The sequence below is a fragment of the Pyxidicoccus fallax genome, from assembly GCF_012933655.1.
GTDB lineage: Bacteria > Myxococcota > Myxococcia > Myxococcales > Myxococcaceae > Myxococcus > Myxococcus fallax.
In genome coordinates this window covers 1-18654 of record NZ_JABBJJ010000252.1, presented here as the reverse complement: position 1 = coordinate 18654, position 18654 = coordinate 1, and the positions used below count along the sequence as shown (strand labels likewise).

At 69.9% G+C, this 18654-nt stretch carries 13 protein-coding genes and 2 pseudogenes; 6 read left to right on the top strand and 9 right to left on the bottom strand.

The features are described from left to right. The 8 genes and pseudogenes from HG543_RS54720 to HG543_RS37735 form a co-directional block, all read right to left on the bottom strand. Positions 1–1205: J domain-containing protein (locus HG543_RS54720; protein WP_211194418.1), on the bottom strand; the 1205-nt coding region annotated here is incomplete at its 3' end. Next, positions 1202–2098: a P-loop NTPase gene (locus HG543_RS37765; protein WP_371876572.1), complete on the bottom strand. Its 897-nt coding sequence runs from the start codon at positions 2096–2098 to the stop codon at positions 1202–1204. The genes HG543_RS54720 and HG543_RS37765, both read right to left, overlap by 4 nt. A 218-nt stretch (positions 2099–2316) precedes the next feature. Next, on the bottom strand, positions 2317–3999 hold the full coding sequence (locus HG543_RS37760; protein ID WP_169349778.1) for a hypothetical protein: 1683 nt from the start codon (positions 3997–3999) through the stop codon (positions 2317–2319). A gap of 162 nt (positions 4000–4161) precedes the next feature. Continuing rightward, a complete protein-coding gene (locus HG543_RS37755; RefSeq protein ID WP_169349777.1) occupies positions 4162–4755 on the bottom strand; it encodes an HNH endonuclease in 594 nt (197 codons plus the stop codon). Continuing rightward, a pseudogene (selA, locus tag HG543_RS37750) lies at positions 4752–6148 on the bottom strand (L-seryl-tRNA(Sec) selenium transferase). The gene HG543_RS37755 and the pseudogene selA overlap by 4 nt, the downstream one beginning before the upstream one ends. A 139-nt stretch (positions 6149–6287) precedes the next feature. Continuing rightward, the gene (locus tag HG543_RS37745; RefSeq protein ID WP_169349776.1) at positions 6288–6491 is read right to left on the bottom strand and encodes a cold-shock protein; all 204 of its coding nucleotides are present in this window, start codon (positions 6489–6491) and stop codon (positions 6288–6290) included. 219 nt (positions 6492–6710) lie between these two features. Continuing rightward, positions 6711–7013 (bottom strand): hypothetical protein, encoded by a 303-nt coding sequence (locus HG543_RS37740; protein ID WP_169349775.1) that lies wholly within the window; start codon positions 7011–7013, stop codon positions 6711–6713. 77 nt (positions 7014–7090) lie between these two features. Next, entirely contained in the window at positions 7091–9514 is a 2424-nt protein-coding gene (locus HG543_RS37735; RefSeq protein ID WP_169349774.1) for a transglycosylase SLT domain-containing protein, read from the bottom strand. A gap of 105 nt (positions 9515–9619) precedes the next feature. Between HG543_RS37735 and HG543_RS37730 the strand changes: the two genes are divergently transcribed. The 3 genes from HG543_RS37730 to HG543_RS56565 all read left to right on the top strand — a co-directional run bounded on the left by HG543_RS37730 (position 9620) and on the right by HG543_RS56565 (position 14132). Next, positions 9620–11860, top strand: a complete 2241-nt coding sequence (locus HG543_RS37730) for an ATP-binding protein (protein WP_169349773.1) — start codon at positions 9620–9622, stop codon at positions 11858–11860. 211 nt (positions 11861–12071) lie between these two features. Then, a complete protein-coding gene (gene gspC, locus HG543_RS37725) occupies positions 12072–12683 on the top strand; it encodes a type II secretion system protein GspC (protein ID WP_169349772.1) in 612 nt (203 codons plus the stop codon). Between the two features lie 141 nt (positions 12684–12824). Beyond that, a complete protein-coding gene (locus HG543_RS56565) occupies positions 12825–14132 on the top strand; it encodes a zinc-dependent metalloprotease (protein ID WP_281404508.1) in 1308 nt (435 codons plus the stop codon). 175 nt (positions 14133–14307) lie between these two features. Here HG543_RS56565 and HG543_RS37715 read toward each other — a convergent pair whose 3' ends face one another. After that, the gene (locus tag HG543_RS37715) at positions 14308–14604 is read right to left on the bottom strand and encodes a hypothetical protein (RefSeq protein ID WP_169349771.1); all 297 of its coding nucleotides are present in this window, start codon (positions 14602–14604) and stop codon (positions 14308–14310) included. A 741-nt stretch (positions 14605–15345) separates the two neighbouring features. Here HG543_RS37715 and HG543_RS37710 point away from each other — a divergent pair. The 3 genes and pseudogenes from HG543_RS37710 to HG543_RS37700 all read left to right on the top strand — a co-directional run. Next, positions 15346–15540 carry a hypothetical protein gene (locus HG543_RS37710; protein WP_169349770.1) on the top strand — a complete coding sequence of 65 codons (195 nt, stop codon included), beginning with the start codon at positions 15346–15348 and terminating at the stop codon, positions 15538–15540. A gap of 117 nt (positions 15541–15657) precedes the next feature. Next, positions 15658–17952: a thrombospondin type 3 repeat-containing protein gene (locus HG543_RS55785; RefSeq protein ID WP_169349769.1), complete on the top strand. Its 2295-nt coding sequence runs from the start codon at positions 15658–15660 to the stop codon at positions 17950–17952. A 170-nt stretch (positions 17953–18122) separates the two neighbouring features. Further along, a pseudogene (locus HG543_RS37700) lies at positions 18123–18654 on the top strand (hypothetical protein); the annotation flags it as partial.

Sequence of the window (18654 nt, the reverse complement as noted above, 5' to 3'; positions counted from 1 at the left end):
GCGCGGGGCGTGGGGGCCGGGGCCGACGGGACGTCCTGCTTCGCGGGCCCCGGGCTGGGCGCCTGGGGCGAAGCCTCCTGCCTCTTGGACACCGCGACGGGGGCCTGGGCAGCCGCCTGCGTCGTGGGCACCGCGACAGGAACCTGGGTGGGAGCTTCCTGCTTCGCGGGCTCCGCGACGGGAGCCTGGGGCGAAGCCTCCGGACCACGGGCCTGCTCGGAAGCAGCTGCCGCCGACACGAGCACGGCGGCAGACGCGCTCGAGAGCACCTGGGCGGTTTCGACGGGAGCGCTCGTCACCGGCACGGCGGGCGTGCTCGCCGGGGTGGGCGCGGACACGCTGGAGGCCGGCTCGGCGGGAGCCCCCGTCACCGGGACCGCTGGCGTGCTCGCCGGGGTGGGCGCGGACACGCTGGAGGCCGGCTCGGCGGATGTGCTCGCAACCGGCGCGTCCGGCGCGGCAGCCGTGCTCGCCGGGGTGGCCGCCACGGTGGAGGCCGGCACGACAGGCGCGGCGTCGGCGGCGCCAGCCCTCTCGGCGACGGGCGTATGCGCGTCAGCCGCCGATTCGCTCGCCACGGAAGCGGGAGCCGAAGTGGCGACGTCCTGCGCGACGGGCGCGCTCGTCGTGCCCGGAACCGGCGTGCTGGAGGTCGCCTCCGCCGGCGCCGTCGTGGTGGGAACCCTCGGCAGGCTCACCGCGCTGCCCACGAACCGCGTGTCCTGGAGCGAGCTGGACACGTACGCGAACGAGAACCCGCGGAAGAACGTGGCGCGGAAGTCCTCCGGCCCCGACGAGGTCGTCGCGGGCGGCTCGGGCGGAGGCGTCGCGCTCGACTCCTCGCCCTTCCCCACCGCCGCGCTGGCGAGCGCCTCGGCGGCGCGGGCCACCGTGCCCGCCTCGGGCGAGGCCGCGGACGACGGCGCACCTCCGGCCGCGACGGCCTCCACCATCCGCTGCGTGGGCAGCCCCAGGTCCCTGTCGTACTCGGCGCGCAGCCGCGCGTCGGTGAGGATCTCCACCGCCTCCGTCATCCGGGCGCGGAGCGCATCCACCTGCTCCGGCTCCACCAGCGCGTACACCGCGATGGAGTCCGGCGCATACAGTTCCATCAGCCGCGAGTACGCCGCGCGGATGTCGTCCACCGGCGCGGTGACGGGAACCTCCAGGAGCTCGTAATAGGTCTGCTTCTCGAAAGGCTTCATGGCGAAGAAGAATCCGTGGTGCCGTCGAGGGCGAGAAGACGTGCTGCGATGCGCTGGATGGCCATGGAGGCCGGAGAGTCGGGCCGCTCGATGAGCACGGGCCGGCGCTTGCGCACCGAGCGCCAGGCCTCGTCGTCGTAGCGGATGGCCCCCAGGTCATCCATGTCGATGCCGAAGAACTTCTTCCACGCGGAGGCGACGGCGGCGCCCACGTTGAGGTCCGCGTCCGTGCGCGCCTGGTTCACCACGAGCCGGATGCGGAAATCCGCCAGCTCGCGCTCCAGCCGCTCCGCGGCGGCGGCGTCCTTGCTCCGCACCTGCGCCATCACGTCGTGCAGCGTGCGCAGCGAGCCCTCGCGCGTGGTGAGCGCGCTCTCGACGATGTCCTCGATGCCGTACTGCGACTCCACCTGCTGGAGTCGCCGGAAGAAGGCGGCCTTCGCGAAGCGGTAGGCGTTCTCCACCGACGTGGGCTCGGGCAGCACCACCAGCAGGCCGTGGTCCGCGAGGATGAAGAAGTCGATGGTGTTGAAGCTGGTGCCCGCGCCCAGGTCGATGATGAGGTAGTCCGCCGAGGCGCCCATCAGCGTCTTCAGCAGCTTCTGCTTCTGCGCGTACTTGAGGTTGGCGGCGTCCAGCGCGTCCTGCGCGCCAGCGACGAGCGACAGCCGCGGCACGCCGGTGGGGACGATGACCTCATCGAGCTGCGCCTTGTTCTTGCGCAGGAAGTCGGACAGCGTGGCCGTGGGCTGCCCCACGCCGAGGCACGTGTGCAGGTTGGCGCCACCGAGGTCCGCGTCCACCAGCAGCACGTTCAGCCCCGCCTGCGCGAGCGCGACGCCGAGGTTGGCGGACACCATGGACTTGCCGATACCGCCCTTGCCACCGCCCACGGCGATGATGCGCCGCGGGCGGGGACGGCGGGACAGGCCGGGCGGTCCGGAAACCGCCGGCCCCGGAGCCGTGGGGGCCGGCGACGGGGCTTCGGCCCGAGGCGCTCGCAAAGGTTCGGACATGGGGGACAGTGGGACGGGCTTCAATGGAGCTCCCATCAAAGCCCGTCCTATCGCTTGAGTCGACTCCCCGCCAGTCCGTGTCCGTCAGGTGCTGATCAACCGATGATCACCACGCAGGAGCAGGGCTCGGTCCCCGTGCAGCCGTTGCCTCCGGCCGTCTCGCACGACAGGCCGAAGCAGCACGGGGTGTTCGTCGAGCACGCCTGCCCGGCGGCCGAGCAGGTAGCCCCGGCCTCGCAGGTGCCCGAGGTGCTCCCACCCGGGATGCGGCAGCCCAGGCCCGCGCAGCAGTCCGAGGCCGAGGTGCACACCGTGCCCTGCGGCTGGCACGCCTGCGGTGCCTGGCACTTGTTGCCGGAGCAGATGCCCGAGCAGCAGCCCTGACCCGAGGTGCAGGTGTCTCCGTTGGGCGCGCAGGTGGTGCCCGCGTCCGTCCCGCCACCGGTGCCTCCATCCGTGCCTCCCCCGCCCGGAGTGGAAGCAGGGCGGCAGGCGAACTCCAACTCGCCCACGCCCACGCACGAAGTGCCCGCGCAGCACGCGGAGTTGTTCGGGTCGCACGCGGCGCCCACCGGATCACACGTGGGGGCCGGCTGGCAGGTGAAGCCGCCGCCATCCGCGCCCGGCAGGCAGCGGTTGCCGCCGCAGCACTGGTCGCTGAACTGGCACGTGCTGCCCTGGGGAATGCAGCAGCCCTCCTCGCCGGTGTAGCCGCTGGGGCAGCCCGTGGGGCACTGACCGCCGGGGCAGCCGCCGAAGCAGCGCGGTACGCCGGCCGAGTCCACCTTGCACACGGCCCGCTGGCCGTCGCAGCACGCCTCGCGCGCGTTCACGTCGATGATGCCGCCGTCCGGCAGCGAGCCGGTGCCGCAGATGTTGCCCACGGGGTTGCAGCCGTTGGGCTTGTCGCAGCGGTTCTCACGGCAGTCCACCGCGTTGGAGAGCTTCTCGCCACCGCAGCACGCGCCGTCGGACGTGCAGTAGTTGCCCGTGGGGCGGCAGCCGTTCACCGGCTGGCACACCGTGGCGCCGTAGCCCAGGTCCACGCAGGTGCGCGAGCAGCAGGTGCTGGCGCCGGAGCACGGGTTGCCGTCCTGCACGCAGTTGCCACCGCCAGCGCCGCCCACCGCGAGGCAGCGGCCCGGGGTGCCGGTGCCATTCTGCGAGCACACGCCGCCGCAGCAATCCTCGTTCTTCAGGCAGATGTCGTCATTGGCCTGGCACGAATACGCCGGCTTGCAGATGCCGCCCTGGCAGTTGGTGGAGCAGCAGTCGCCGTCGACGCCGCAGGCCTGGCCCGGCACCTTGCAGGACGTGGTGCCCGCGGGCAGCGGCGCGCACTTGCCGTCACCGCCACAAATCTTGGTGCAGCACTCCTCCGCGCGGGTGCACGCGCCGCCCACGTCCAGACACTGCTGGGTGGAGCACGTCCCGCCGAGGCAGCTCTGGGTGCAGCACTCGATGCCGCTGGAGCAGGCCTGGCCGGCCGGGGTGCACTGCTCGCTGGGCTCCGGACATGTGCCGTCCGCGCCGCAGACGCCCGTACAGCACGCGGCGCCCGTGTCGCGGCTGCACGCCGCGCCCACGTCCAGACACTGGGTGCCCGGGCCTCCATCCGGCAGGGGCGTCCCGGAGTCCTCCGAGCCGGCATCCCCGCCTCCCGTGCCCGCGTCGGCGGGTGGATTGCTCGGAGGCGTGTTGTTGTCGTCACAGCCCGTCCCCGCGACACCCAGGGACAAGACCATCCCCACCAGCACCAGCCAGCGGTTCGCTTTCATCCGGAGACTCCCCTTCCGGTCCGGTGCCCACACGAAGGGGGTCGGGGCACCGGGCCGCACATGAGCGCGCGGAAGCCCCGCGCGTGCGGGTGGACCCGGCCCACCCCTGGGGTGGCCACGGACTTTCGTCAGGGAGTCGTCACACGACGACAGGGGATTCTTCTACTCGTCGAGAAGTTCGACGTTCCAGTACGAGGCATCCGCCAGGTGCAGGAAGGGCAACCACTCCCGGTACGTCACCTTGCGGGTGGCGCCGCGGAACAGGGGCGTCCAGCGGGGGCGCACGGGCTTCTTGAGCAGCCGCATGTCGGCCTGCTCCGGGGTGCGTCCGCCCTTCTTCAGGTTGCACGGCACGCAGGAGCAGACGACGTTCTCCCACGTCGTCTTGCCGCCCTGGGAGCGCGGCATGACGTGGTCCAGGTTGAGATCGCTGCGCGGCAGGTTGCGGCCGCAGTACTGGCAGGTGTCGTTGTCGCGCGCGTAGATGTTGAGTCGTGAGAAGCGCACCCGTCCGCGGGGCAGGTGGTCATACGCGCTGAGCACCAGCACGCGGGGCACGCGGATGGTGCGGTTGATGGTGGTGATGCAGTCCTGGGTCGCGCTCAGGGCCGCCCAATCGTCGAACTCATAGAGCCGGTACTGCGCGTCGATGGCCTTGGCCACTCCCTGGTACAGCAGCGAAAACGCCCGCTTCACCGAGGTGACGTGCACCGGCTGGTAGTACCGGTTGAGGACGAGGACGGCGCTGTTGATCATGGCGGGTTCCCTGGAATGGCCGCCGCGACCGCCTGGGCGACCGACTCGAGCTCCTCCTCCGAGAGACAGCGGACGTCGAGAACCGCCTCGCCGTCCGTGATCCTGCCAATAACCGGCACGTCTCCGCCGCGCAGGCGGTCGAGGAATGTTTCCGGCTTCTCTAGGTTGAGGATGCAGGCGAAGGAAGGCAACCGGGCCAGCGGCATGGCACCCCCGCCCACCTGTCCCACCACGCCCTCCACGCGAGCGGCCACGCCCTGCCCCTCCAGCAGCCCCTGGAGCTTCAGCGCGCGGGCGCGCAGCTCCTCGGGCTTCTGGGTGAGCAACCTGTACGTGGGGACGGCCCTGGGGCGGCCATCCCGGTACAGCTCCAGGGTGGCCTCCAGCGCGGCCACCGTCATCTTGTCCACGCGCAGCGCCCGGGTGAGCGGATGCGCCTTGATGCGCGACAGCAGCGCCGCGCGTCCCACCACGATGCCCGCCTGGGGACCGCCCAGCAGCTTGTCCCCCGAGAAGGCGACCACGTCCGCCCCGCCGCCACCGCCTGGTGCACCGTGGGCTCCCCGGTGAGCCCCTCCCCTTCCAATGGCACCAGCGCGCCCGAGCCGAGGTCCTGGAACACCGGCACCCCGCGCTGGCGGCCGAGCGTGGCCAGGGCCGCCACGTCGACCTCCTCCGTGAAGCCCACCAGCGCGAAGTTGGAGCGGTGCACCTTCACCAGCAGGCCCGTCTCCGGACCCACCGCGGAGGCGTAGTCCGACAGGCGCGTGCGGTTGGTGGTGCCCACCTCCACGAGCTTCGCGCCGGACTGGCGCATGACGTCCGGCACCCGGAAGCCGCCGCCAATCTCCACCAGCTCGCCGCGCGACACCACCCCCTCGCGGCCGGCCGCGAGCGCCGCGAGCACCAGCAGTGCCGCGCCCGCGCAGTTGTTGACGACGAGCGCGTCCTCCGCGCCGGTGAGCGAGCGCAGCAGGCCGACGACGGGGGCGTAGCGGCTGCCCCGCTCCCCCTCGTCCAGGTCGTACTCGAGGTTGGAGTAGCCCCGCGCCACGGCGGCCACGCGGGCCACGGCCTCGGCGGCCAGGGGCGCGCGGCCGAGGTTGGTGTGTAGCACCACGCCGGTGGCGTTGAGCACGGGCCGCAGGTTCGGCGTGGCCAGGGAGCCCAGGGCCTCGGCCACGTCGGTGTCCGAGAAGGGCCGGAGCTCCCCGCGAAGAAGCCGGGCGCGCGTGCGGTCGACCGCGAGCCGGAGCGCGGCCACGGCGCGTGCCCGGGGAACCGAGGCCAGAAGGGGCTCCAGCGACGGGCGGCGCAGGAGCTGCTCGATGGAGGGGAGCGCGCGCAACAGCGCGTTCTTCCCACCGTCTCCGCTGTTGGACGGTGCGCCCACACCCGGAGTCTAGGAGAACCGCCAGGGAGCGCCAAGCCGGCGACCGTGGCCGGGAGGTGACAAAAAGGAAAAGGCCCAGCCTCCCTCGGGGAGACTGAGCCTTCGTTACTGAACGCGGCTAGGCGCGCTCAGCGCGGCATCAGATCGGGCGAACGTTCTGAGCCTGGAGACCCTTGGGGCCCCGGGCCACATCGAACTCCACCTTCTGGCCTTCCTGCAGGGTGCGGAAGCCCTGGATCTGGATCGCAGTGTGGTGGCAGAAGAGGTCCTCGCCCCCGCCGTCCTGCGTGATGAATCCAAAGCCCTTCGCATCGTTGAACCACTTCACGGTACCAGTCGCCATTACTCTTCTCTTCTTCTTTCTCTGCCCAGCCTCATGAATTGAGCTGGATGCCGCCCCTGGTAAAGAAGCGACCCCCGCCGGTGTGGCACGTTTCCACCCGGTTGCATAGGGCCCTACCTCACCCAGGTGCCCTTTTTTGTCAGGGCGTTGATAGAACACGCACATTCTGCGCCGAATTCCGGACGAATTTGCCCGTCCGGAACCTGACAACGCAGCGCGTTACTGCGGAATCGGGGTACACGCCACGCAGGAGTACTTCACGCCCTCGTAGCGGCACTGGCCGCTCGAGTCGCAGCACACGGTCCACTTCTCGTGCTGCTCGCCCGCGCGCCCGGTGGACGTACGGCAGCCGCCACAGGCGCTGGTGATGATCTCATCCAGGTAACAGCCGCCGCTGCCCCCCACCGGGCCCAGCTCCTGCTCCTGCTGAGCGGGCGCGTCCGTCTCGGGAGTCGCATCGACACCACAGGCACTCAGGGCCAGCAGCACACAGGCGGACAACCCCAGCTTCCAACGCATCATGGCTCCTCCAGCGAAGTGAGACGCCGGAGGAGACCACGGGCCGCAACCGCGTGGCAAATACAGGGAAGACGCGACAGTTACTTGGCGGCACTCTTCAGCACGGGCAGCTTCGGCGCCCGGCCGTAGAGGAGCTGGTACGTGTTGAACGAGCGCAGCACGCGCTTGATGTAACCGCGCGTCTCGGAGATGGGAATCTCCTCCACCCACGCGTCCAGCGGCAGGTCCGGCTTCTCCGAGCGCCAGCGGTTCACCGCGCCCGGGCCCGCGTTGTAGCTGCCCACCGCGTACGGCGTGTGGCCGTTGAACTTCTTCAGGAGCCCGCCGAGGTAGTGCGCCCCCAGGCGGATGTTGAGGTCCGGCTGGAGCAGGTGGTCCACGCTGAACTTCTTGAGCTTCAGCTCGCGCGCCACGTTCTTCGCCGTGGACGGCATCAGCTGCGTGAGCCCCAGCGCGCCCGCCCAGGACAGGGCCTTCGGGTCCAACGCGCTCTCCTCGCGCATCAGCGCCTGCAGCAGGTCCGGCTCCACGCCCGCGTCCGCGGTGTGCTTCTCGATGAGGTCGCGGAAGGCGTTGGGATAGGCCACCTCCCACACCACGCGCGTCTGCGGCGTGATGCGCCCGCTCAGGTCCTTGCGCAGCGCCAGCCGCGCCACGCCGTGCGCGGAGCGCTCGTCACCGGCCTCGTGCAGCATCAGCACCAGCAGGCGCACGGACTCGGCGGGCAGGTTCGTGCGGTTCACCGCGAGCATCTCGGAGGAGACGGCCTCGTTGAAGCCCAGGCGGAACAGCTCCACGCCCGCGCGGAAGTGCGGGTCCTCGCCCATGGGGCCTGCGAACAGCGGCCAGGGGCTGGCCGCCTCCGGCACCTTGAAGATTTCGGGAGCCACGCGCTCCAGCCGCGCCGGGTCCACCTTGGCCAGCTGCGAGCGCGCCATCAGCCCGTAGTACGTGGCCGGGTGGTCCACCGCGAGCTTCTCGAACAGCTCCGCCGCGCCCTGGATGTTGCCCTTGTCCTGGAACGTCCGCGCCCGCCAGTAGCGCGCGCGCTCCACGTCGTAGCTCTCGTCCGCCTGGGCGAACTGCGCCTCGATGCGGTCCAGGAACGACAGGCCCGAGTCCTCCGCCCCCGTCGTGCGCGCAATCCAGTACGCCTTGAAGAGCGCCTCGCCGAGGAAGTCCCCCTGCGGGTACAGGCGGGCCAGCGCGTCCAGCTGCGCCATGGCCTCCTTGGGACGGCCCGTCTTCAGATACAGGTCCGCCGCGTAGAACAGGCCGTCATCCGCGAAGGAGTGGTCCGGGAACTCCTTCGCCAGCCGCTCGTACGTCTCCGTGCCGCGCGCCTGGTCCACGATGGAGCGCGACGAGCCGAGCACGTACAGCGCGCGAGCCAGCAGGTCGCGCTCCTGGCACTTCTCCACCACGGGCGTCAGAATCTGGATGGCGCGCGTGTGCTGGCGCTCCTTGCGCTGCCCCTTGCCGTAGGCGAAGTGCGCGCGGCAGGCCAGCGGGTCCGGCAGCTGGAGCTGGCCCAGGAGCGGCTCCAGCACGGCCAGGCCCTGCTTGTTGCGGTGCAGCTCCACGAGCGCCTCGCCCCGCCCCACCTTCGCGTCCGTCGGCGGCGTCAGGCCCTTGAGCCGCTTCTCGGCCTGCTTCGCCAGGGGCGACAGCGGGTGCGCGGCCCACAGGCGCCACAGCGCGGCGCGCTCGGCGGCCTTGTCCTTCTTCTCCGCGGCGATGTCGGCGATGGCCATGAGCGCCTCGGCGCCCACGTTGCGGCCCCAGCTCGGCGCGGCGCGGCCGGTGAGCGGCTCCAGCGCGGCCATGGCGCCCGCGGCGTCCTTCTTCTTGCGCAGCACGCGCGACAGCGCCAGGCGCGCGTCCACGTACAGCCGCGACTCCGGAGACACCTGCTGGAGCAGCGCGGCGGCCTCGTCGAAGCGGCGCAGGCCCTCCAGCGCCACGCCCGCGTGCGTGAGGCAGCGGTCCTTCAGCGCGGGGTAGTCCGGCGCCAGCGCGGCGAACTCCTTCGCGGCGGCCTCGTCGTCCCCGGCGCGCACGGCGGCCAGCGCGCGCAGGTAGCGCACCGGCGCGCTATCGCCCTCGTCCTTCAAGAGCTCGCGGGCGCGCGTGTACTGGCCCTTGTCGAAGGCCTCGCGGGCCGCCTTCTTCTTCCCGTCCGCGAAGTACGGGGCGATGTCCTCCAGGCCGTAGCGGCGCCCGCGGTGCACGACCGGCGTCGGCGGCGCGGGGTTGGGGAACGCGGGGTTGAGCACCTCCACGTAGCCCGACGGCGTCGGCGTCTTCTCCGAGTCCGGAGGAGGCGTCAGCTGGGCTTCCGAGGGCGCGCTGCCCGGATGCTGGGCGGGCGCCTCGGAGGCGTCCGTCGGTGTGGGCGACTCGGAGACGGGTGCCTGAGGCGCGGGGGCCTGGGGCGCGGGCGCCTGCCCGGAGAGGAGCAGCGCGGAGGCAAGGAGGGCGAGCTTGGGGAGGAAGGGCTTCATACGCGGGGGCTGACCCTGGGAGATGCGCCTGGGCGCGACACAGGACAACCGGGAGTGCATGGAAAATTTCCGACGGTGGACACAGGTTAGACTGTCCGCCTGCATATGGACATCCGGACTCAAAGCGCTCTGCTGGCATCCATCATCGGGCTCGCGCTCGGCGTGTCCATGTTGTTGCGCCCCAGCCGGCCGAGGGTGCTGACGCTCTACTCCGTCTTCGCCCTGACGGTCGCCGGCTACTACCTCTCCCTCTTCTTCCACAGCATCTTCCCGGCGGAGCAGTTCTGGTGGCCCTCCCGCATTGCTTTGGGCTCCACCGTTCTGCTGGCCTCCCTGGTGCCCGGGGCGGCCATCGCCTTCTTCCTGGAGTTCCTCGGCGTCAGCAAGGGAACACACCTGCTCGGCCGCAGGCTCGCCCTGCTCTCCGCCGTGCTGGGACTGGCCGTGGCCGTCACCCCCCTGGCCGACAAGGGGTGGGCCCGGGTGGCCATGGGCGTGTGGGTGCTGGGCACGTTGCTGACCTCGGGTTCGTTGCTGGTCCACCGGGTCCGCACCACCGAGTCGCGCATCGAGCAATTGCGGCTGACGTACCTGGCCATCGGCGCGGGGGCAGCCACGCTGTTCTCCGCGCTCGACTTCCTCAGCCGCTACGGGATTCCCTTCCCCACGCTGGGGCCGGTCTTCTCCACGCTGTACCTCTTCTTCCTGGCGCAGACGCTGCTGCGGCTGCGGCTGATGGACCTGCACGAGCTGCTGGGGAAGATTGCCTCGCAGACGGTGCTGGCCGTCATCCTCGCGGCCGTCTTCACGGTGCTCACCGCGTGGGTGGACGAGGACACGGGCCTGTTCGTCTTCAACACGGTGGTGGCGGCCTTCGTCATCCTCATCCTGTTGGACCCGCTGCGCACCAAGGTGGAGGAGATGGTGGTGCGCATCTTCTTCCGCGAGCGCTTCGCGCTCCTGGACTCGCTGGGCTCGCTGCGCGCGCGCATGGCGAACGTCATCGAAATCTCCGAGCTGGCGCGGCTGGTGCTGGACACGCTCCATGAGACGGGGCGCGTGACGCACGCGTCGGTGTACCTGCTGGCGGAGGACCGGCCCGGGTACCGGCTGCTGGACTCGCGAGGCCCCCTGCCGGTGGCCTTCCTGGACACGGCGGTGGCGCGCGGCCTGCTGTTCGCCGCGGCGAGCGGGCAGAAGGCGGTGCTGCGGGAGAACGTGGAGCGGCGCATCGCGACGATGCGGCTGCAGGTGGTGGAGGGCAAGCGCTACCGCGACGAGCTCAAGCGCCTGAACGACACGCGGGCGGCGCTGGTGCAGGTGAAGGCCGGCATCACCGTGCCGCTGATGGGCAATGACCGCGTCATCGGGTTCCTGAACCTGTGGGACGAGCGGGTGCCGGAGGCGTACGCGTCCGACGAAATCGCCCTCATCCTGGAGGTGGCCGAGCGGCTGGCCACGGTGCTGGAGAACTCGAAGCTGTACGAGAAGATCCGCGAGCGGGACCGTCTGGCCGCGCTGGGCGAGATGGCCGCGGGCCTGGCGCACGAGATTCGCAACCCGCTGGGGGCCATCAAGGGCGCGGCGCAGTGCCTGGACCCGCGGCGGCTTCAGGGCGAGGACAGCGAGTTCCTGGAGGTCATCATCGAGGAGGTGAATCGCCTCAACGGCGTGGTGACGGCGTTCCTGGACTACGCGCGGCCGATGAAGCAGAGCTTCGGGCCCACGGACCTGAACGAGGTGGTGACGCGCACGATGCGCCTCATCCAGAACGACGTGCCCCCGAACATCTCGCTGGCCGTGGAGCTGGACCTGCTGTTGGCGCGGGTGGACGGGGACGCGGAGCAGCTCAAGCAGGTGCTCATCAACCTGGTGCAGAACGCGGTGCAGGCGCTGGGCAGCCGCGAGGGCCGCATCACCGTGCGCACCGACAAGCCGGAGCGCTTCGGCGAGATTCGCAACGCGGGCGGCGAGTTCGTGGAGGTGCACGTGTCCGACACGGGCCCGGGCATCCCGGCGGATCAGCAGCAGCACATCTTCGTGCCCTTCTACACGACGAAGCAGAAGGGCACGGGGCTGGGGCTCGCCATCTGCCAGCGCATCGTGAAGAACCACGGAGGCAGCATCTCCGTGCAGAGCAAGGTGAACGAGGGCTCGTCGTTCATCATCCGCCTGCCCGCGCTCCCCTCGGAGCAGCCCGCGGAGCCGGTGGCGGCGGACGGCACGCCCTACCCCGCCACGCGCCCCTCGCTGTCCCTCCCCATGCCGGACGAGCTGAAGGACCTGCCCAAGTCCCCGCCGCCGGAGCCGAGCCGCAAACGCGAGCGGCGACGGAAAACGCTCTGAGCACCGCCTGACGGGCGCTCGGACCGGTGCGAGTGACAGCCTGTCACTCGCGCGGCCGGCCTCCGTGACAGCGGGTCCTCCTCCGGACCCGCATGGAGGCTCCGTCCCGTCGAGGCCCGGCGATGGCACCCGGCTTGCTCAGGGCGCCTCTCGTCTCTGAACGAGAGGAGCCACGACGATGGAGCGCTTCAACCGCAGGACCCCTTGGCTGTTGAGCGGAGCCCTCATCCTTCTCGCCGCGCCGGTGGCGGCGGGCACGATGAACCTGCTCGACGACTTCAAGCTCACCCGGCTCATCCCCGGCCTCGCACCCGAGAAGGAGCGGACCGCCCGCGCCTCCGAGGAGAGCGCCGTCGTCATCGAGCGGGAGCGCATCATCATCCCGGCCAGCGTGCATGGCGCATTCGGCGACGCGGCGGAAGCGCACGGTACACAGGAGCCCGCGCGGCCGCGCGTGTCCGCCGGCAACCCGGCGTTCCTCTGTGGCATCCGCGCCGTGGGCGAACATGCCTACGAGGTTCCGCGCGCGGACGTGCACGACGCATTCTCGCGCCTGGAAGAAGTGGCGATGCAGGCGCGGGTGGTGCCCGCCTTCCGCGACGGTGAGCCCCAGGGATTCAAGCTGTTCGCCATCAAGCCGGAGTCCATCTACGAGAAGCTCGGGCTCCAGAACGGTGACGTCCTCCAGCAGGTGAATGGGATGTCGCTCAAGACGCCACAGAGCGCGATGAACGCCTTCGAGAGCCTGCGCGAGGTGCGGCACATCGAGGTCGACCTCGAGCGCGGAGGCACGCCGCTCCGCAAGGTCTACGACGTGCGCTGACTGCGCAGCCCATGACGCCATGCGTCTGCCGGATCGGTGTTGTCCCGCTCGTCAGGCTGGGACTATACGGGAAACCCCGCAAATTCAGTTCCAACACCGTCCGTGGACCAGGGCACGTCTGGTCGACCCGAGGAGTATCCATTGTTTGCGAGAAAGCTCGTACTCGCGGTGGGATGCAGTGCGCTGATGTTCGGATGCGCCGGCCAACCCGATGAGACGCAGGAGATTGTCGACAACCTGAGCAAGGCTGGCTTCCCGGCCGACGACATCATGGTCGTCGACGGGAAGGTCTACGTCGGGCGGGACGCCGAGGTGTCCCTGGCCGCGTCTCGCGAGCTGCTCGGGACCGGCGACACCTCCGAGGAGCAATACCGCACGACGAACCTCGTCAGCCCGTCGGTGACGAAGATCTGCATCAACGGCTCGACGTTCACCGGCGCGTTCAGCACGGCGCTCGACCTGGCCATCCAGAACTACGACGAGCTGCCGCTCTCCTTCGCCATGGCGCGCACGCCGAGCACCGGCTGCAGCTACACCATCAACGCGGTCATCCAGCCGGGCGTGGTGGGAGGATCCGCCGGATTCCCCTCGGGCGGGCTGCCGTACCACACCATCAACATCGGCAGCGGGCTCTCCTCCTACAGCGTCGACGTCATCGAGCACGTCATCACGCACGAGATTGGCCACACCCTCGGGTTCCGCCACTCGGACTACTACAACCGCAGCATCAGCTGCGGCAGCGGCGGCGACGAGGGCGACGCGGGCATCGGCGCCATCCACGTCCCGGGCACGCCGACCAACGCGGTCGTCGGCGGCTCGCTCATGAACTCCTGCTTCCGCTCGGTCGAGACGGGCGAGTTCTCCTCCAGCGACCTCACCGCGCTGTCCTACCTGTACGCGCAGCAGGTCTACGCGACGCTGAACTTCGAGAACGGGGATGCGCGCCGCACCAGCTCCACCGGCGACTGGGCTCCCGGCTACTACAAGGCCGAGTGCGCCAGCGGTGAGTCGGTGACGGGTCTGTCCCTCAACCCCACCTCGCGGCATACCCGCGTCGCGCTGTGCCGCGCCAGCGGCGACTCGCGCTACCCGCACGACGGCTGCTACACGCGGAGCTTCTCCACCGGTGACAGCCGCGGCACCTCCGCCACCGGTGACTGGGACCCCGGCTATTACAAGGGGGAGTGCGGCACCAACGAGTTCGTCGCCGGTGTGGCCCAGAGCACCACGCACGAGATCACGGCCGTGCTCTGCTGCCCCGGCACCGTCACCCACACCTCCTGCTCCGCCCGTGTCTTCGACGGCCAGGATTCACGCGAGTCCTCCGCCTCGGGCGACTGGGACTCCGGCAACTGGAAGGGCGAGTGCGGTCCCGGCCGGTACGCGGCGGGCCTCTCGCGCAACATCTCCGGCGGCGCGCCCCACGCGCTGCTCTGCTGCAGCCCGTGACGAAGCATCCGTAGCTCTGGGTTGAGACACCCACGCGGGCCGGCACCGGTGAACTCCGGAGCCGGCCCGCGCCGTTTCTTCGCCGCGGCGTCCAACCTCCGCGCCCCGACAACCCTGTCGAGCGGCGGCTGCGCGGCCTCGTGATGGGCAGCAAGAGCCACTACGGCAGCAAGTCTCAACGAGGCGCCGAGGTGGCGGCCCTCGCGCCCGCGCGGCGAAGCCCCCTGCCCGCTTTCGTCGCCATCTTCGCTCCGGCCTTGCGGCCCGCCCTCGTCGCCTTCTTCGCTCCGGCTTTGCTCGCGGCCTTCTTCGCTCCTCCGCGCTCGGGCTTCGCTGTGGGCTCGCTCGCCGCGGCCGCGTCGTCCTGTGAAAGCCACGCGCGGCCGAGGGACTTCAGGTCGTCGAAGTCGATCAACTCCGAGCCGTGCCAGTCCGCCGCCTCGAGGTAGCGGAGGGCGAATAAATCGGACATCCCACGACGATACCGCGAGTGACACCCGGCCACTAAGCGGCTCGCATCACTCGAGTTCACGCTGCAATGCAATTACAATTACCCTGCCGCATCAATGACAATCACGATGCGGAAGCCTCACTCCTCCCACCCAATCGCAGCGCGATCGCGAGCAGCGAAACCCCGTCGGTCTTCAGTAAATAAACCGAGCTGACCTGGCACAGCGGGTGATGACAGACCCTCACGGTGTGAGACCTGACCTGCGAGCGGTTTGGAGAGGACCTGCATCCAGACACCTGAGCCAGGCAAGACGTGGATTGACGAACAGGGGAGCTGACTCGTCATTTTCTGATGACTGGGGACTTGTGCAAAAGCTTCACGTTCTGTAAATGTCTGTCCATGTCGAACACCAAGAGGGGGATGGTGGCGCTCCTGGGGGCAGCGCTACTGGCTTTGGTTTTCCTGGGGGTGCGCTCCAGCGATACCGAATCCCAGACAATACCCCCGCCGCAGGTGCAACGGGCCAGCCCCGGACCGGACACCTCGCAATTGGTCTCCATCTCTGCGCCCCAGTCCCGGCAGCGGTACGGCTCGAACGTGGAGACTCCGTCCGGGGCTGCCGCCGCGGCAGCCGCCGATCCGTGGGACGACGCGGACCAACTGCCCCCGCCCGCCCGACTGAAGACGCTGCGTGTTGCCGCGCCTGGCGTCCTGTCGTGCATCGCGGCGAGCGGGGTCGAGCTCCCGAAGCTCGACCCTCGAATGCACGGACGTCTGCACGTCGAGTCCGACGCCCAGGGGAAGGGCCGGGTCGTCGCTGTCGAGGTGGTGGGCGGAGAGACCGCGCCGAAGCCCTTCGTCGACTGCGTGGACCGCGTCCTCAAGCAGCTCGAGCTCGACCTCGAGCCCGGCACGAGCGGCCTCGTCGTCACGCCGCCGTTCGCGGGTGAGCGGTAGCTCCAAGCGTCCCTGATTCGTTGATTCCTTTCACCCGCGGGGGCCGAAGGCCACCCGCCGGGTCAGCCTTTGTCGTGCGTCGACTGTCGTAGCCGTTCAATCGCAGAGGGGGATTTCATGAAACGTCTGAAGTGGGGTTTGTCTCTTTGTATTTCGCTGGCGGCGGGTCCGTCCCTTGCCGCTGGCACCGTCAATTTCGGGTTTGAATCAAGGACCCTGACCGGCTGGAGCAACCCGAGCGGTGGGGCGTCGGTCGTCACGGCTCACGGCAACTACACCGCGCGCGAGGGCTCGTACTTCGCCGTCCTCACGGGCGGCTGCTACACCAACTCTCTCTCGCAGACCATCACGCTCGCCCAGGGTGAGACGATCTCCGGGTGGGCGGCGTTCAACGCCTCGGATTACCTGCCGTACAACGACAGCGCGCGCGCCACCATCGTCGCCGCGCAGACCACCGAGACCTGGTACAGCAACGTCCAGATGGTGGGCAGCTACGGCAGCGGCCCGTGGACCCGCTGGTCATTCACCGCGCCGAGGGCCGGCAGCTACCTCGTCCAGTACAGTTCCACCAACTCCGGCGACTGCGCGGGGTCGAGCTATGGCCTGTTCGACGCCGACCAGACGGTGGTCGACAGCGACGGTGACGGCGTGCCGAACGGGCAGGACAACTGCCCGACCGTGCCGAACGCCAATCAGGCGGACCTCGACGGCGATGGCATGGGCAACGCCTGCGACCCGGACGACGACAACGACGGCGTGCTCGACAGCAGCGACAACTGCCCGTCGACCCCGAACGCGGACCAGGCGAACCAGGACGGCGACGCGGTGGGCAACGCCTGCGACCCGGACGATGACAACGACGGCGTGCAGGACGCCGCGGACAACTGCTCGCTCGCGTACAACCCGAACCAGGCGAACAACGATGGTGACGCCCAGGGTGACGTCTGCGACAGCGACGACGACAACGACGGCGTGTTCGACACCAGCGACAACTGCGCGTTCGTCTCCAATGCCGACCAGGCGGACAATGACGGCGACGCGTCCGGCGACGTCTGCGACTTCGACGACGACAACGACGGCGTGCAGGACGCGTTCGACAACTGCGTGTTCGCGGCGAACCCCGGCCAGGAGGACCTCGACTTCGACGGCCAGGGTGACGTGTGCGACGGCGATGACGACAACGACGGCGTGCAGGACTCCGTGGACAACTGCCCGAGTGGCGCGAACCCGCTGCAGGAGGACCTCGACCTCGACGGCACGGGTGATGTGTGCGACGCCGACGATGACAACGACGGCGTGGCGGACACCGCGGACAACTGCCCGACGGTCGCCAACATGAACCAGGCGGACCTCGACGGGGACAACCTCGGCGACGCCTGCGACGCGGATGACGACGGCGACAACGTGGCCGACGTGGCCGACAACTGCCCGGTGACGGCCAACACCGACCAGGCGGACAACGACGCCGACGCGGCCGGCGACGTCTGCGACAGTGACGACGACAACGACACCATCGAGGACAGCGCGGACAACTGCCAGTTCGCCGCCAACGTGAGCCAGGCCAACAACGACGGCGACGCGGCCGGCGACGTCTGCGACAGCGACGACGACAACGACACCATCGAGGACAGCGCGGACAACTGCCAGTTCGCCGCCAACGCGGACCAGCAGAACACCGATGGCGATGACCTCGGCGACGCCTGCGACCCGGACCTCGACGGCGACGGCGTCCAGAACGGGGCGGACAACTGCCCGTCCACCGTGAACGCGGACCAGGCGGACCTGGACTCCGACGGCCAGGGTGATGCCTGCGACGCGGACTGGGACGGCGACGACGTGGCCAACGAGGTCGACAACTGCCCGATGACCAGCAACGCGAGCCAGGCGGACCTCGACGGCGACGGCATGGGCGATGTCTGCGACCCGGACAGCGACGGCGACGGCGTGGCCAACGGCGCGGACAACTGCGTCATGGTCGCCAACCCGGACCAGGTGAACACCGACGGTGACAGCCAGGGTGATGCCTGCGACGTCGATGACGACAACGACACGGTGTCCGACACGGCGGACAACTGCCCGCTGGTGGCCAACGCCTCCCAGGCCGACTTCGACGGTGACTCCCTGGGTGACGCCTGCGACAGCGACGACGACGCGGATGGCGTCGCCGACGCGAATGACCAGTGCGCGTGGACGCCGCTGGCGACCGTGGTGGATCCGTCCACGGGCTGCTCGGTGGCCCAGCTCTGCCCGTGCTCCGGTCCTCGCGGCCAGTCGGTGGCCTGGAAGAACCACGGCCAGTACGTCTCGTGCGTCGCGAAGTCGACGGACACGCTGGTGAACGCCGGGGTCATCTCCACCAGCCAGAAGGACGCGTACGTGTCCTCCGCGGCTCAGAGCACCTGCGGCAAGTAGTCGGACGGACTGAGCAGTGACTCGCGGCCCGGTGTGCTCCGTGCACACCGGGCCGTGTTGTTTCCGCTGGCAACGGGTTGATGGATGCACAGCAGAACAACGCTTCGCGCGTGACGTAGGTAGTTAGCCTGATGTCAGACCCCATGGGTAGGGTGGCGCCGATGACATCCATGAGGCACGAAGGGCTGCTGCTGCTGTTCCGCAACCGCCCCGCGCTGGCGGCGGAGTTGCTACGCGACGCGCTGGGAGTCGGACTGCCCGCCTGGTCCGAGGCACGGGTGGAGTCGGCGGAGCTGACGGAGGTGGTGCCCACCGAGTACCGGGCGGACCTGGTGGTGCTGCTGTGGGAGGGCCGGCCCGTCTTCGCCATCGTGGTGGAGGTGCAGATTTCAAGGGACGAGGCCAAGCGCAAGACGTGGCCGCTGTACCTCACCAGCCTGCGCTCACGGGTGGCCTGTCCCACGGCGCTGCTGGTGGTGGCGCCGGACGCCGCGGTGGCGCGCTGGTGCGCCCGGCCGATTGAGCTGGGGCACCCGGGCTTCGTGCTGAAGCCGCTGGTAGTGGGGCCGGACGCGATACCGGTGCTGACGGACGTGAAAGAGGCGCGAAGAGAGCCGGAGTTGGCGGTGCTGTCGGCGATAGCGCACGGGAAGGAGGAGGTGGGACAAGCGATTGCCCAGGCGGTGATGGGGGCGGTGGTGG

Excerpts from the sequence above, each read along its gene's own strand:
- HG543_RS37715 (WP_169349771.1), bottom strand. The coding sequence starts at position 14,604 with ATGTCCGATTTATTCGCCCTCCGCTACCTCGAGGCGGCGGACTGGCAC.
- HG543_RS37730 (WP_169349773.1), top strand. The coding sequence starts at position 9,620 with ATGGACATCCGGACTCAAAGCGCTCTGCTGGCATCCATCATCGGGCTC.
- HG543_RS37740 (WP_169349775.1), bottom strand. The coding sequence starts at position 7,013 with ATGATGCGTTGGAAGCTGGGGTTGTCCGCCTGTGTGCTGCTGGCCCTG.
- HG543_RS37755 (WP_169349777.1), bottom strand. The coding sequence starts at position 4,755 with ATGATCAACAGCGCCGTCCTCGTCCTCAACCGGTACTACCAGCCGGTG.
- HG543_RS37745 (WP_169349776.1), bottom strand. The coding sequence starts at position 6,491 with ATGGCGACTGGTACCGTGAAGTGGTTCAACGATGCGAAGGGCTTTGGA.
- HG543_RS37760 (WP_169349778.1), bottom strand. The coding sequence starts at position 3,999 with ATGAAAGCGAACCGCTGGCTGGTGCTGGTGGGGATGGTCTTGTCCCTG.
- HG543_RS37710 (WP_169349770.1), top strand. The coding sequence starts at position 15,346 with ATGCACGGACGTCTGCACGTCGAGTCCGACGCCCAGGGGAAGGGCCGG.
- HG543_RS37735 (WP_169349774.1), bottom strand. The coding sequence starts at position 9,514 with ATGAAGCCCTTCCTCCCCAAGCTCGCCCTCCTTGCCTCCGCGCTGCTC.
- HG543_RS55785 (WP_169349769.1), top strand. The coding sequence starts at position 15,658 with ATGAAACGTCTGAAGTGGGGTTTGTCTCTTTGTATTTCGCTGGCGGCG.